The 13,506-nt window shown below is 61.2% G+C and carries 13 protein-coding genes; 10 read left to right on the forward strand and 3 right to left on the reverse strand.

All coding sequences use genetic code 11. The features are described 5' to 3' along the window. Positions 1 to 185: 185 nt before the first annotated feature. Both gcvH and TRM7615_RS08305 read left to right on the forward strand, forming a co-directional pair. Positions 186 to 545 carry a glycine cleavage system protein GcvH gene (gene gcvH / locus TRM7615_RS08300; RefSeq protein WP_108786428.1) on the forward strand — a complete coding sequence of 120 codons (360 nt, stop codon included), beginning with the start codon at positions 186 to 188 and terminating at the stop codon, positions 543 to 545. 215 nt (positions 546 to 760) lie between these two features. Next, a complete protein-coding gene (locus tag TRM7615_RS08305; RefSeq protein ID WP_108786429.1) occupies positions 761 to 1,384 on the forward strand; it encodes an MliC family protein in 624 nt (207 codons plus the stop codon). Positions 1,385 to 1,408: 24 nt separating this feature from the next. Here the strand turns inward: TRM7615_RS08305 and TRM7615_RS08310 are convergent, their stop codons facing one another. Then, entirely contained in the window at positions 1,409 to 2,344 is a 936-nt protein-coding gene (locus tag TRM7615_RS08310; RefSeq protein WP_108786430.1) for a 2-hydroxyacid dehydrogenase, read from the reverse strand. 154 nt (positions 2,345 to 2,498) lie between these two features. On the opposite strand from TRM7615_RS08310, the gene TRM7615_RS08315 reads away from it, so the two are divergent. Continuing rightward, a complete protein-coding gene (locus tag TRM7615_RS08315; protein ID WP_108786431.1) occupies positions 2,499 to 3,734 on the forward strand; it encodes an acyl-CoA dehydrogenase family protein in 1,236 nt (411 codons plus the stop codon). Positions 3,735 to 3,740: 6 nt separating this feature from the next. Next, on the forward strand, positions 3,741 to 4,532 hold the full coding sequence (locus TRM7615_RS08320; RefSeq protein ID WP_108786432.1) for a thioesterase family protein: 792 nt from the start codon (positions 3,741 to 3,743) through the stop codon (positions 4,530 to 4,532). Here TRM7615_RS08320 and truA read toward each other — a convergent pair. Further along, positions 4,522 to 5,292: a tRNA pseudouridine(38-40) synthase TruA gene (gene truA / locus TRM7615_RS08325; protein WP_108786433.1), complete on the reverse strand. Its 771-nt coding sequence runs from the start codon at positions 5,290 to 5,292 to the stop codon at positions 4,522 to 4,524. The two genes, TRM7615_RS08320 and truA, sit on opposite strands and share 11 nt — an antisense overlap. 94 nt (positions 5,293 to 5,386) lie before the next feature. Between truA and TRM7615_RS08330 the strand changes: the two genes are divergently transcribed. The 3 genes from TRM7615_RS08330 to TRM7615_RS08340 are packed head-to-tail and all read left to right on the forward strand — an operon-like array spanning position 5,387 to position 8,249. Further along, positions 5,387 to 6,802, forward strand: a complete 1,416-nt coding sequence (locus tag TRM7615_RS08330) for a YcjX family GTP-binding protein (protein ID WP_108786434.1) — start codon at positions 5,387 to 5,389, stop codon at positions 6,800 to 6,802. After that, positions 6,802 to 7,260, forward strand: a complete 459-nt coding sequence (locus tag TRM7615_RS08335; protein WP_306417722.1) for a GNAT family N-acetyltransferase — start codon at positions 6,802 to 6,804, stop codon at positions 7,258 to 7,260. Before TRM7615_RS08330 ends, TRM7615_RS08335 begins: the two co-directional genes overlap by 1 nt. Continuing rightward, positions 7,257 to 8,249, forward strand: a complete 993-nt coding sequence (locus TRM7615_RS08340; RefSeq protein WP_108786436.1) for a YcjF family protein — start codon at positions 7,257 to 7,259, stop codon at positions 8,247 to 8,249. The genes TRM7615_RS08335 and TRM7615_RS08340 overlap by 4 nt, the downstream gene beginning before the upstream one ends. A 48-nt stretch (positions 8,250 to 8,297) precedes the next feature. On the opposite strand, the gene TRM7615_RS08345 is transcribed toward TRM7615_RS08340, so the two are convergent. Continuing rightward, complete coding sequence (locus TRM7615_RS08345; RefSeq protein ID WP_165821391.1) at positions 8,298 to 8,864, reverse strand: hypothetical protein; 567 nt, start codon at positions 8,862 to 8,864, stop codon at positions 8,298 to 8,300. A gap of 226 nt (positions 8,865 to 9,090) precedes the next feature. Here TRM7615_RS08345 and ileS point away from each other — a divergent pair, with 226 nt between their 5' ends. The 3 genes from ileS to TRM7615_RS08365 are packed head-to-tail and all read left to right on the forward strand — an operon-like array spanning position 9,091 to position 13,477. Next, a complete protein-coding gene (gene ileS, locus TRM7615_RS08355) occupies positions 9,091 to 12,012 on the forward strand; it encodes an isoleucine--tRNA ligase (protein WP_108786439.1) in 2,922 nt (973 codons plus the stop codon). Position 12,013: 1 nt separating this feature from the next. Continuing rightward, on the forward strand, positions 12,014 to 12,985 hold the full coding sequence (locus TRM7615_RS08360; RefSeq protein WP_108786440.1) for a P1 family peptidase: 972 nt from the start codon (positions 12,014 to 12,016) through the stop codon (positions 12,983 to 12,985). A gap of 36 nt (positions 12,986 to 13,021) precedes the next feature. Beyond that, entirely contained in the window at positions 13,022 to 13,477 is a 456-nt protein-coding gene (locus tag TRM7615_RS08365) for a methylated-DNA--[protein]-cysteine S-methyltransferase (RefSeq protein ID WP_108786499.1), read from the forward strand. The last annotated feature ends 29 nt before the right edge of the window (positions 13,478 to 13,506 follow it).

A 13,506-nucleotide genomic window follows, 5' to 3' on the forward strand; every position in this document is an offset into this window, starting at 1 on the left:
GATGTCCCGCAAGGGGCATTGACGACGGGCGGGAGCATTTCGAGGTGGGGCAGTAGGGTCTTGTCGCTGAGATTTGCGGTAAGTACGGTGCGGATGGGTTTGTGGGATAGAAGGGGGATCGCTTGACCCACAGGCGGCCCTCGCAAGACACCCCCGAACCCAGGGGACAAACAGGGAAAACGAAAATGAAGTATACCGAAGAACATGAATGGTTGCTGCCCGAGGGCGATTTGATCGTGGTTGGCATCACTGCGCATGCGGCCGAGCAGTTGGGGGACGTGGTGTTCATCGAACTGCCGGAAGAAGGCACCGAAGTGTCCAAGGATGATGAGATTGTTGTTATCGAAAGCGTCAAAGCGGCCTCGGACATCTTGGCCCCGCTAGACGGCGAGATCGTCGAGGTCAACGAGGCGCTGGTTGACGCACCCGGACGCGTCAACGAAGACCCGATGGGCGAGGCGTGGTTCTTCAAGATGAAGCCATCCGATCTGTCGCCCATGGACGATTACATGGACGAAGCCGGGTACAAGGATTTCATAAGCTGATTCCGAGCTCCGGAGCGGCTCCCGCCCGTCGGTTCAGCCCTGACGGGCCGACCTCCCGTTGGGCCGGGCAGCGCCGCGCTAAACGCGGCGCTGCGGTTGCGCCAAGTCTCTAGGCTCTTGCGCAGGCAAACCCGTTCTTAAGTGGGCACAGGATTGATTTTCGAGAGATCTAGCCTAGGCTGATTTGCGACAAGCCGCGAAACGGGAGGGGCGACATGAAATCTTGGTATCTGGCCACGTTATCGGCTCTTTGTGGCACTTGGGCTTTGGCCGCTGATCCGTCTTTTGACTGTGCCAAGGCACAGAGCGATGCGGAGATCGCTGTGTGCAGTTCGGACGCATTGGCCGAGCTCGATGTCGAAGTGACGCGCCTCTACCGATTGGCAGCGTCGGATGTATCCGGTGAGCGGCTGAATGAATTGAAGGCGATGCAACGCGGCTGGATCAAGGGCCGTGACGAGTGCTGGAAGTCGTCGCTGGGCTTGGACACATGCGTTGCCAACGAATACGCGTTTCGCATCATGGATTTGAGAACCGGTTACGCCAACGCGCGGACCGAAGATGCAGCCGGGGTCAGTAACGGCCCGAAAGTTCTGGCGTGTGATGGGTTCGACGCGGCCATCGGTGTGGTGTTTGTCAACTCCCGCGCTCCGATGGCAGTGCTGAAATGGCGGGATATGGCCGTCGCCCTTCCGTCTGTTCCCACCGGCTCTGGTGCAAAATATGAAAGTGACGCCTTCTTGGACGGAGCGTCCTCTCTTTTCACCAAGGGAGACGAGGCGCTGTTCATGCCCCCCGGTGGGGCAGAGCTGAAATGCCGTATCGAAGAGGTCGGGTAGGCCCCGACCTCTCAACCGATCACGTCAATAGCCGCGGTCGCGGTCAACTTCATGCAACAGTTGCTCGCCCGCGCTCAGCCGACGATAATTTTCGGCCACATCCTTGAGCGCGTCGCCCAAGTGCCAGCCGGACACATGCGGCGTGATCACAACCTTTGTATGCGTCCAAAGCGGATTATCTGACGGCAGAGGTTCTTCGCTGACCACATCCAGGATGGCGCGGTCTAACTGGCCTGCATCCAACGCCGCCATCAGGGCGGCCTCGTCAATCAGGTCTCCGCGCCCCGCATTCAGCAGTTGTGCGCCAGGCTTCAGTGCCGCCAGCAAATCGGTATCAAACAGGCCAACCGTTTCCGGCGTCGACGGTAGGATGCAGCAGACAAAGTCGCACTCGCTCAGAAGCCCGGGCAAAGCGTCATAGCCGTGACGGCAATCCACGCCTTCGATCTGTTTCGACGAACGGCTCCAGCCTTTGACCTGAAAGCCCACGTCCCGCAGCATGCCCGCCGACCGGCTGCCGATATGGCCCAGGCCCAGAACACCAACCGCGGTGTCGGGGGTGTAACGGGGCTCAATCGGTCCCCAGGCGCTGATTGCCTGATCCGAATCGTGCTTGTCCATGTTGCGCTGCGCCCTCAGGATGTAGGCGAGGAACCATTCCGCGATCTCTCGCGCCGGGGCGTCGGGCTTCAGGCGCGTCACGCGGACATGATCGGGCAGGCCGGGGTGTTTGACGATGGTTTCCACCCCTGCGCCCAGCTTTTGCACCAGTTGCAGGTTCGGAAATTCGGTCGGGCGATCGCCATTCAGGCTGACCACAGCCATCATGGTGACGTCCGCAGGATCGCCCACATCGGCACTTGTGCGGACATCGGCTTCGGGCATCGCGGCGCGGACCTGCTCGGCCAGCTCCTCTTCGGTCATCCACCCGCTGATACCGATATCGATCAACAAAGCCATTTCGTTCCCTTCCTGACAAACTTTTGGATGACGTGCCGTCACACCGCTGGACTTACCCGGCGCAGCTAAGCCACACTTTGACCAGACGTAAAGACTAGAGTTTAGCGCAGGTATCGATCGGGTGGTCGACCAGAGGGCGCCAGGGGAGGATTTCATGGATATGAGTTTCACAATGCGGGAAGAAAACCGCGCACTGCTGGATCGGGTTACAGCGATGATCCGCGACGAGATCATGCCGCTCGAGCAGGAATACCATGACGAGATCGCCAAGGAAGACCGCTGGCAGTACACCGCGCGCCAGACCGAGATCCTTGAAGGGCTCAAGGCCAAGGCCAAGGCCGAGGGGCTGTGGAACTTCTGGCTGACCGACAGCGACAAGGGCTTTGGCCTGTCGACTGTTGAATATGCCTACTTCGCCGAACAGATGGGCAAAACGCCCCTTGGGGCCGAGGTATTCAACTGTTCCGCGCCAGATACCGGCAACATGGAAGTGTTCGAACGCTACGGCAATGATGCCATGAAAGAGCAATGGCTCAAGCCGCTGCTCGCGGGCGAGATTCGCTCGGCATACCTGATGACCGAACCGGATGTGGCCAGCTCGGACGCGACGAACATTTCGATGTCCTGTGTGCGGGACGGTGATGACTACGTCTTGAATGGCGAGAAATGGTGGTCTTCGGGTGCGGGTGATCCGCGCTGCAAGGTCTATATTGTCATGGTCAAGACTGGCGGAGACGAGCTGCCCAAGCACAAACGCCAATCGATGATCGTGGTGCCTGCCGATGCCCCTGGCATCGAGATCCTGCGCCCGATGGAGGTCTATGGCCACGATGATGCGCCCCATGGCCACATGCACATCAGATTCACCAATGTGCGCGTGCCCGCCGACAGCATCCTGCTGGGCGAAGGGCGCGGGTTCGAAATTGCCCAGGGCCGCCTAGGGCCGGGCCGCATCCACCACTGCATGCGGGCCATCGGTCAGGCCGAGATTGCCCTGGAGCGCATGTGCAAACGCTCGTTGCAGCGTGAGGCGTTTGGCAAGAAGCTGGCCCAGTTGGGTGCCAACTATGACATCATCGCCGAATGTCGGATGGAGATCGAAATGGCTCGCCTGCTGTGTCTCAAGGCGGCGTGGTACATGGATCAGGGTGATGCGCGTGCCGCTGCGCCGTGGATCAGCCAGATCAAGGTTGTGGCGCCTCGCGTCGCGCTCAAGGTGATCGACGAGGCCGTGCAGATGTTTGGTGGTCAGGGCGTCAGCCAGGATACACCGCTGGCGATTGCCTGGACCCATGTGCGGACCCTGCGTCTGGCCGATGGTCCGGATGCGGTGCACCGCCGTCAGGTGGCGCGGACCGAGCTGCGCCAGTACACGCAGGAGAAAGTCTGACATCTGATGCGAGATCTCTCGTATTTCAGGATCGGTACGGACGGGGCGTTTCACGGAAACGATCCCGCCCGTGGCCCCTGGTCACCGGATCATTGTCACGCTGGGCCTGTAACGGGCCTGGTCGTGCGCGCAGCCGAGGCGGCGGCGGGCTCTGCCAAAATACTCACCCGCCTGACGATCGATGTGCTGCGTCCGGTGCCGTTGCAGGGGCTGCGTGTGAACACCGATGTCCAACGCGACTCGCGCACGCTGACCACGACGCGGATCGAGGTTGTTGCCGAGGACAGCACCATCTGCGCCGTCGCCACGACCATGCATCTGGTGCGCAAAGAGCTGTCGGATGTGCCAACGGCGCAGGTTCAAAGCCCTCGGTTCGAGGATACGGAGCAGGGCGAGCCGATCCTGATCGCGGGTATTCATGACAAGCCGATGTTCGGCAACTTCACCGAAATGGCCTTTCCCAAAGGGCAATCCCGCGAACCTGGCCCCAAAATCGTTTGGGCCCGCGTGCCTAATCTGATTGAAGGCGAGGAACAATCGCCGATCCAGTCAATATGTGCGCTGGCAGATTGCGGGAACGGTCTGTCCATGAATGAAGTGCCAAACCACATTGGCTTCATGAACACAGATTTGACCCTGCAAATTCACCGGGAACCGGAAAGCGATTGGTTGGCCTCAGACTCGGTGTCGCATTGGCACGACAACGGTGTGGGGATGTCTCAGGCGACTCTATACGACACCAAAGGGCCGGTAGGTGTAGCTTTGCAAACGCTCGTGCTGCATCCGATCAAGAAGTGAACGGATCGTCCGGGTAGCCCACGCGCGCCAGATAGAGGCCCTGTGGTGGGCAGACCGGACCACAGGCGGCGCGGTCGCAGGCCTCCAAAGCCGTCTTAACGTCGTCAGGGGACCATCCAACCGCACCAACACGTTCCAAAGTCCCAACAAAACTGCGCACCTGATTGTGCAGGAAGGACCGCGCGCGCACATGAAAGTGTATCTCCGGACCTGAGAAGCCTTGAACTCTTTCGATGCGCAACTCGTCCAGCGTTTTGACCGGACTTGCCGCCTGGCAGATGGACGAGCGGAACGTGGTGAAGTCGTGCAGTCCGATCAGATGGGCTGCTCCTTCGCGCATGGCATCCACATCCAGACTGTTGTTGACCCGCCAGACCTGCCCCTTGTCATGGGTCGCGGGCGCACGGCGTTGCAGGATACGGAACAGATACTGCCGTTCCACTGCCGAAAACCGCGCGTGCCAGTCATCATCCACGCGCGCTGCCGCCACGATTGCGACGGGCGCGGGCTTCAGGTGGTGGTTCAGCGCCTCGGACAGGCGGAAGGGATCCCAATCCTTGCTCAGATCACAATGGGCCACCTGTCCCAGCCCGTGCACGCCCGCATCGGTGCGCCCTGCGGCGGCAATCGTGTGGGGACCGGGTTCAAGACGTGCAAGCGCTGCCTCGATCGCGCCCTGGACCGACGGCTGATCCTTTTGCCGCTGCCATCCGGCAAATGGCGCGCCCTGATATTCGACTTTCAATGCGTAACGTGACATGGCGTCGGGCAGTAGCGCGCCTTGTGCGACAAGTCTAGTCAGGGCGGGGGCGGCTCCCTATCTTGGGGCAAAGCAATTTGGGCAGGACATAAGTTTGGTCATCTCATCTCTGGCGGATCGCGTGGTGCGCAGCGTCGAAAATGTCGGCGACACGGTGTCCGAGGCGCTGTTTGAACCGGTCATTCGCTTGGGCGTTACCGGCCTCGCGCGCTCAGGAAAAACGGTGTTCATTACCTCGCTGGTTGCCAACCTGCTGGATCGGGGCCGGATGCCGGGTCTGGTCGCCGCGCAAGAGGGCCGGATCGAAGCCGCTTATCTGCAACCCCAACCAGACGACACCGTTCCACGGTTCGACTATGAAACCCATCTGGGCGCGCTAACCGGCCCGTCCCCCCATTGGCCGGACAGCACCCGCGCAATCTCTGAGCTGCGCCTGTCGCTGAGGGTGCGACCCACCGGCTTGCTGTCGGGCTTGCAGGGGCCGCGTACCGTGCATTTGGACATCGTGGATTACCCCGGTGAATGGCTGCTGGATCTGGCCCTGCTGGACCGCAGCTTTGACGATTGGTCGCGCGAGACGTTGGAGCGGATCGCGGATCGGCGCTGTGCTGCGGATTACATGAGCGCGCTGGCGGGGATCGACGCTGAGGCGGCGCATGACGAACCTTTGGCGCAATCCCTGGCGCAAAGCTTTGCCGCCTACCTGAACGCCGCGCGCGACACAGGGTACTACGATTGCACACCGGGACGTTTCCTGTTGCCGGGGGATCTGGCGGGCTCTCCGGTGCTGACCTTCGCGCCGCTGACCGTGCAGGGATCATCCGTTCGCCGCAGCCTGCACCGTGAAATGGAACGCCGGTTCGAGGCGTACAAGGCGCAAGTGGTCAAACCCTTCTTCCGCGATCATTTCTCGCGCATCGACCGACAGGTTGTGCTGGTCGACACGCTCGGGGCCATCAGCAAAGGGCCAAAGGCGGTCGAAGACATGCGCCATGCCCTGGCGGATATCCTCAAGAGCTTTCGGCCTGGGCGCAATGCCTGGCTCACCAGCCTGCTGATGGGCAAGCGGGTCGAAAAGATCCTGTTTGCGGCGACCAAGGCCGATCATCTGCACCACCTGCAGCACCCGCAACTCACCGGCATCATGGAGGCGCTGACCCGCGATGCCCGCGATCGCGCGCAGTTTGCAGGGGCCGAGACGGCGGCGCTATCGCTGGCCGCGCTGCGGGCCACAACCGAAGAGATGCACACCCACAACGGGCAAGATCTGCCGTGTGTGCGAGGCACGCTGCTGGAGACCGGCAAGCAAGCCGCGCTGTATCCGGGTGCTTTGCCCGACGATCCGGCGCATCTGCTGAAACCTGCGCGCGATGGGGCCGAGGGCTGGTTGGATGGCGATTATCAGGCGATGGCCTTTGCACCGGCAGCACTGACACTGAAACCCGGCGACGGACCGCCACACATCCGCCTGGATCGCGCCGCGCAGTTCCTGTTCGGGGACAGGTTGTGATGGTCACACTCCGCCCCGCCAGACCCACGGACGCAGGCACGACCGGACAAATCCTGCATCAGTTTTCGCAGGACAATGACTGGATGCCCGATTTGCATTCGCTGGCCGAGACCATCAGCTTCTGTGGCACGATGATCGACCGGGGATGGGTCACCGTGGCCGAGGTTGACGGGCAGGTCGAAGGGTTCATGGCGCGCGATGGAGAGGAAATCTGCTCGCTCTACATGTCCCGTCGCGGGCGCCGTCGTGGGATCGGACCGCAACTCTTGGCCACCGCCAAATCCGTCTGTGACCGATTGGAGCTGAAAACCTTCGAGGCCAACCGGGGTGCGCAACGGTTCTATCGGCGCGAGGGGTTTGTGGAAACCGCGCGCAGCGATGGGTCGGACAATGATGAAAACCTGCCCGATGTTACCTACCTATGGACCAAGGCAGACAAGAAAGAACCAAGCGTATGACCAAGGGCCCGGTCGTCATCGACCTTGAACAAGAACCTGCCGCGTCCGTGACGGATGCGCCGCCAGTGCCGGATATCGCAGCACCGACAGGGCAGGCCATGCAGATGGCCGCCAAAGTGGCAACGCGTAAACCCTCGCGTTTGGCCAAATGGTTTTGGGCCTTGGCCTTATCGGTTCTGGGCGCGGTGGTTTCCGTCGCGGCCTGGGATTTCGTGACCTCTTTGATCGCGCGAGTGCCGGTTTTGGGGTGGGCGGTGACCGGGCTGATGGGCGCGCTGGTTCTGGTCACCTTGGTGATTGTCATCAAGGAATTGGCCGCCATTGGCCGTCTGTCCCGCGTCGATGGCTTGCGCCGCGCTGCGGATGAGGCCCTCGCGAGTGGTGAGTTGAACCAGGCCAAGGACCTATCGAAACGGCTCTTGGCCTTTTATCGAGATCGGGATGATGTGCGGTGGGGCCGGGACCGCGTGATCGAGCGGATGGACGAACAATTCGATGCCTCTGGCCTTTTGGCTCTGGTCGAGGAAGAGATGCTGGCGCCGCTGGATGCTGCGGCAAAGGCCGAGGTCGAGGCCGCCGCGCGTCAGGTCGCCACCGTCACGGCGCTGGTTCCCTTGGCATTGGCAGATGTGCTCACCGCGCTGGCCGCCTCGCTGCGCATGATCCGGCGTGTGGCCGAGATCTATGGCGGGCAGGCCGGGTTCTTTGGCAGCTGGCGCCTGACTCGCGCGGTGTTCTCTCACCTGGTGGCTACAGGGGCGGTTGCTGTTGGCGATGATCTGTTAGAACCCATTTTGGGTGGCTCGATCCTGAGCAAGCTGTCCCGCCGCTTTGGCGAGGGGCTGGTCAACGGAGCGTTGAGCGCTCGCGTCGGCGTCGCCGCGATGGAAGTCTGCCGCCCGCTACCCTTCTCGGGCCGCCACCGCCCGTCGGTGCGGGGCATCATCAAAGGCGCGCTGAGTGGGTTGTTTGCCAAATCCGACGCCTGATATCGTCAAAGAAGTTGGCAAGCGTAATATCGCTTGCCAGCTTTTACATCAGTATTGGATCTGAATGACGTTGGAATACCCCCAAACGTCTTTCGATTTGTCCCGATTGGCGGACTGGGCACCGCTGACGGCGGCGCCGACAAGCCCGAACCCAACGAGCATATGGCCCGCTGCCTGTGCCTGATAGGCTTGAACAGTCAGGTTCACAGGCTTTACTTTCTGTGTGACGGTGTCACCATCAATATCGCAGGTGATGGTCATCTCAGGGGTGGATTTGCCGTAGGATGGCAGGCTCAGCTTTGCCGGAATTTTTGTCTGAGCCGTGAATGCCGAACTGGCAAGTGCACAGTTCGCTGATTTACGGTTTGCTTCAGTGTCGTTGAGTTCACCGCTCGACAATTTGATCTCGGTGGGAAGAAATGCCAATGGTTCTTTGGTCTTGCCTTCGGCCGTCATCGTGAGGCCCGAGGACGGCCCCCCGCCGCCGATGCCGCCTGTTTGAGGCACCGAGCATCCGCCAATGCTCAGCACAAGAGCGGCCGTTACAGGTAAAGAAATTAAGTTATTCATTATGTCTCTCAGTTTGTTGTCGGTGCTGACTATCTTTAGCGTCACTCGCCTGCAAGCTGAATCGGCAAGGCCTGCGTCGATCCTTCACATGTCGGCGCTTTACGGCGCTGGAACTGGGGCCTATAAGGCCCTCATGAGCCATCTGAGCCTCATCATTATTCGAATTATATCCCCGGCGCTCTGACCCTTTGAGACGCCGGGCAAAGGTGCTTGAGAATTCGCACCGACCGCTTCGACACAAACGCCAGACGACATCCAAAGGACGCCACACATGTGCTCCGACAAGACAACCGATACGCCTGAATACAAAGACACGTTGAACCTGCCGAAAACCGATTTCCCCATGCGCGCAGGCTTGCCCAAGCGCGAGCCCGCATGGCTGGAACGCTGGGAAAAGATCGGCGTGTATGACCGCCTGCGCGAGAAAGAGGGCCGCACGCCCTTCATCCTGCACGATGGCCCCCCCTATGCGAACGGTCACCTGCACATCGGTCACGCCCTGAACAAGACCATCAAGGACATGATCGTGCGCTCACACCAGATGATGGGCCACGACGCGCGCTATGTGCCGGGCTGGGATTGTCACGGTCTGCCGATCGAATGGAAGATCGAAGAACAGTACCGCAAGAAGGGCAAGAACAAGGACGAAGTGAACGTGGTGGACTTCCGCCGCGAATGCCGCGCCTTTGCCGATGAATGGGTGGGCATCCAGCGCGAAGAGTTCAAACGCCTCGGTATCACCGGCAACTGGGCCGATCCGTATCTGACCATGGCCTTTGACGCCGAGGCGGTGATCGCGGATGAGTTCATGAAGTTCCTGATGAACGGGACTTTGTACCAAGGCTCCAAGCCCGTCATGTGGTCACCCATCGAAAAGACCGCCCTGGCCGAGGCCGAGGTGGAGTATCACGACAAGGAAAGCTTCACCATCTGGGTGAAGTTCAAGGTTGCTGAACCTGCTGATCACAAGCTGGCGGGCGCGCATGTCGTGATCTGGACCACGACGCCTTGGACCATCCCGTCGAACAAGGCGGTCGTTTTTGGTCAGGATATCGCTTACGGCCTGTACGAAGTGACCGGCACGCCGGACGAATGCTGGGTCGATGTTGGCGACAAATACATCCTGGCCGACAATCTGGCGGCGGATGTGTTCCGCCGGGCTCGTCTGGACGACGACCAGTGGACCCGAGTTGCCGATGTGCCTGCGGCTGATCTGGAAGGCGTCGGTCTGGCGCACCCGCTGCATGGTGCCGAGGGTGGCAACGGCGAATGGGACGATATCCGCGACTTCCGCGCCGCTGATTTCGTGACCGACACCGAAGGCACCGGTTTTGTGCACTGCGCGCCGTCCCACGGGATGGAAGAATTCGAACTCTACCGCGATCTGGGCATGTTGGAGCAGGTCATCACCTACAACGTGATGGACGACGGCTCGTTCCGCGCTGATCTGCCGTTCTTTGGTGGCAAGTTCATCCTGTCCCGCAAGGGCGGGGAGGGTGACGCCAACAAGACCGTCATCGACAAGCTGGTCGAGGTTGGCGGGTTGCTGGCGCGTGGCAAGATCAAGCACAGCTATCCGCACTCGTGGCGGTCGAAAGCACCGATCATCTATCGCAACACGCCGCAGTGGTTTGCCAGCGTGGATCGCAAGCTGGACGATGGCATGGGCGAGATGGGCGACAGCATCCGTGAACGCGCCCTGCGCTCGATCGACGAACTGGTGAAATGGACCCCGCAGCGTGGCCGCAACCGCCTGTTCTCGATGATCGAGGATCGCCCTGATTGGGTTCTGTCGCGTCAACGCGCCTGGGGCGTGCCGCTCACCTGCTTCACCAAAAAAGGCGCGCTGCCGACCGACGCCGATTACCTGCTGCGAAATGCAGACCTCAACGCCCGCATCAAGGCCGAGTTCAAAGAGCACGGCGCCGATGTCTGGTACGAGGATGGGTTCAAGGCCAAGGTGCTCGATGGCATCGCCAACCCCGATGACTATGATCAGGTGTTCGACGTGCTCGACGTGTGGTTCGACTCTGGCTCGACCCACGCCTTTGTTCTGCGTGACCGCGAAGATGGGACCGAGGACGGTATCGCCGACGTTTACATGGAAGGCACCGACCAGCACCGCGGGTGGTTCCACTCGTCGCTGCTACAGGCTTGCGGTACCAAGGGCCGCGCGCCCTATCGCAATGTGGTGACGCACGGCTTCACGCTGGACGAGAAGGGCATGAAGATGTCCAAATCGCTCGGCAATACGATTGTTCCGGAAGCGGTCATCAAGCAGTACGGTGCCGACATCCTGCGCCTGTGGGTGGCCCAAACCGACTATACCGCTGACCAGCGGATCGGGCCGGAAATCCTGAAAGGCACCGCCGACAGCTATCGCCGTCTGCGCAACACCATGCGTTACATGCTGGGCTCGCTGGCTGATTTCACCGAGGCCGACCGCGTTGCGCCCGAGGATATGCCGCGTCTGGAACGTTGGGTGCTGAGCCGTTTGACCGAGCTGGATGCGCAAGTGCGCGAGGGCTATGCCAAGTTCGACTTCCAAGGCGTGTTCAGCGCAGTGTTCAACTTTGCCACCGTGGACCTTTCGGCCTTCTACTTCGACATCCGCAAGGACGCGCTGTACTGCGACGGCGACACCCTGCGCCGCCGCTCGGCCCGCACGGTTCTGGACATCCTGTTCCACCGCTTGACCACATGGCTCGCGCCGGTCCTGGTCTTCACCATGGAAGAGGTCTGGCTGGAGCGGTTCCCGGGCGATGACAGCTCGGTCCATCTGGTCGACTTCCCCGAAACACCGGCCGCTTGGCGCAATGCCGAGTTGGAAGAGGCCATGTCCAAGGTACGCCGCGTCCGCCGTGCCGTGACCGCCTCGCTGGAACTCCAGCGTCGGGAAAAGGTGATCGGATCCAGCCTTGAGGCCGCGCCGGTGGTGCATGTGGAAGACAAGGACACCCGAGACCTGCTGACAACGTTCGATGCGAATGATCTGTGCATCACCTCGGGCCTGACCATCACCGGCGATCCATCCCCGGCGGAGGCGTTCCGTGTGCCGGAAATCGACGGGGTATCGGTGGTGTTCGAAAAGGCCGATGGTGCCAAGTGTCAGCGCTGCTGGAAAATCCTGCCCGATGTGGGTGGCCACAGTCACGCGGGTGTCTGCGGTCGTTGTGACGAGGCGCTGAGCTGAGATGCCGCGCGCCCGTGATCTAGGGCTGACGATCGGGCGATTTCCGCCCGGTCCGCTGAACGCGATCACGGACATTGGGCAGGTGGCTGTTGGTCACGTCACCTTGAACGAAGGCGCGCGCACCCGAACCGGTGCGACCGCCATCCTGCCGCACCCCGGCAATGTGTTCGCGGAACGCCCCCGCGCCGGGCTTTCGGTCTTGAACGGCTTCGGCAAGTTCGCGGGTGCCACGCAGGTGCAGGAGTTGGGCGAGCTGGAAACGCCCATTCTTTTGACCAATACACTGGCCGTTGGTCGCGGGGTCGAGGCGCTGGTGCAGCGCACATTGGCGCAGCCCGGCAACGAACTGGTCACTTCGATCAACGCCGTTGTGGGCGAAACCAACGATGGTCGCCTGAACGACATCCGCGCCGCTCGTCCCACCATTGGTGAAATGCGCCAGGCGCTCGACACGGCAACCGGCGGGCCGGTGGCGGAAGGCTGCGTTGGGGCCGGGACCGGTACAATCTCGTTTGGTTTGAAGGGGGGAATTGGCAACTCATCACGTGTTGTGGGCGATCATCGCCTGGGCGTGCTGGTGCAGTCCAACTTTGGCGGAACCCTGCGCGTGGACGGCTGCGATTTGTCCGAAACGTCCGAGGCTGATGCCGACGGTTCCATCGTCTTGATCATCGCGACGGACGCGCCGCTGTGCGCTCGCAACCTGACCCGCTTGGCGACCCGCAGCTTTGCGGGGCTCGCCCGCATCGGATCGGCCCTGTCGAACGGATCGGGCGACTATGCCCTGGCGTTTTCGGTGAGCAGCGGCGAGGTTTTGTCCAACGATGCCTGCTCGCCGCTGTTCGAGGCGGTGATCGAAGCGGCAGAAGAAGCGATCCTCAATGCGCTGTTGATGGCCGAAGATACAACCGGCTATGACGCTCTTATGGATCGCCCAAACACGGTGCGGGCCTTGCGTCTGAAACAAAAGTGACTTGTGTCCGGCCTGAGCTTCTGGAACCCTGTCGCCATGCCGATGATAGCCGTTGATACACAATTTGGACGCCTTGGGATCGTCGAGGAGGATGGTGCCATTACCAAGCTGGATTGGGATGGCGAGGATCAGGGCGAGATTACCCCGCTTCTGACCGAGGCGGCGAAGCAGATGGCTGCCTATGACTCAGGCCAGTTGGAAACCTTTGATTTGCCGCTCAGGGTGGAAGGCTCGCAAATGCAGCGCGATGTCTGTGACGCAATGCTGGCCATCCCGTTCGGCTATACCCGCACCTATGGCGAGTTGGCCAAGGACCTGGGCTATTCGGCGCAATCCGTTGGGCAGGGCTGCGGCGGCAACCCGATCCCGGTTATCATTCCCTGCCACCGCGTGATGGGTGCCAGGGGTCTGACCGGGTTTTCCGGCAAGGGCGGGGTCGAGATGAAGGTGGCCCTGCTCAGACACGAGGGCGCCGCGGGCTTGCTCATCTGATTTGGATCAAGGCAAGATAGGGTTGGAAT

Origin of the sequence: Falsiruegeria mediterranea M17 (assembly GCF_900302455.1) — a bacterium.
GTDB classification, from domain to species: domain Bacteria; phylum Pseudomonadota; class Alphaproteobacteria; order Rhodobacterales; family Rhodobacteraceae; genus Falsiruegeria; species Falsiruegeria mediterranea.

Coding starts and splice junctions, on each gene's coding strand:
- TRM7615_RS08335 (WP_306417722.1), top strand. CDS start 6,802: ATGGTCACACTCCGCCCCGCCAGACCCACGGACGCAGGCACGACCGGA.
- TRM7615_RS08320 (WP_108786432.1), top strand. CDS start 3,741: ATGCGAGATCTCTCGTATTTCAGGATCGGTACGGACGGGGCGTTTCAC.
- ileS (WP_108786439.1), top strand. CDS start 9,091: ATGTGCTCCGACAAGACAACCGATACGCCTGAATACAAAGACACGTTG.
- TRM7615_RS08310 (WP_108786430.1), bottom strand. CDS start 2,344: ATGGCTTTGTTGATCGATATCGGTATCAGCGGGTGGATGACCGAAGAG.
- truA (WP_108786433.1), bottom strand. CDS start 5,292: ATGTCACGTTACGCATTGAAAGTCGAATATCAGGGCGCGCCATTTGCC.
- TRM7615_RS08360 (WP_108786440.1), top strand. CDS start 12,014: ATGCCGCGCGCCCGTGATCTAGGGCTGACGATCGGGCGATTTCCGCCC.
- TRM7615_RS08365 (WP_108786499.1), top strand. CDS start 13,022: ATGCCGATGATAGCCGTTGATACACAATTTGGACGCCTTGGGATCGTC.
- TRM7615_RS08315 (WP_108786431.1), top strand. CDS start 2,499: ATGGATATGAGTTTCACAATGCGGGAAGAAAACCGCGCACTGCTGGAT.
- TRM7615_RS08305 (WP_108786429.1), top strand. CDS start 761: ATGAAATCTTGGTATCTGGCCACGTTATCGGCTCTTTGTGGCACTTGG.
- TRM7615_RS08340 (WP_108786436.1), top strand. CDS start 7,257: ATGACCAAGGGCCCGGTCGTCATCGACCTTGAACAAGAACCTGCCGCG.
- gcvH (WP_108786428.1), top strand. CDS start 186: ATGAAGTATACCGAAGAACATGAATGGTTGCTGCCCGAGGGCGATTTG.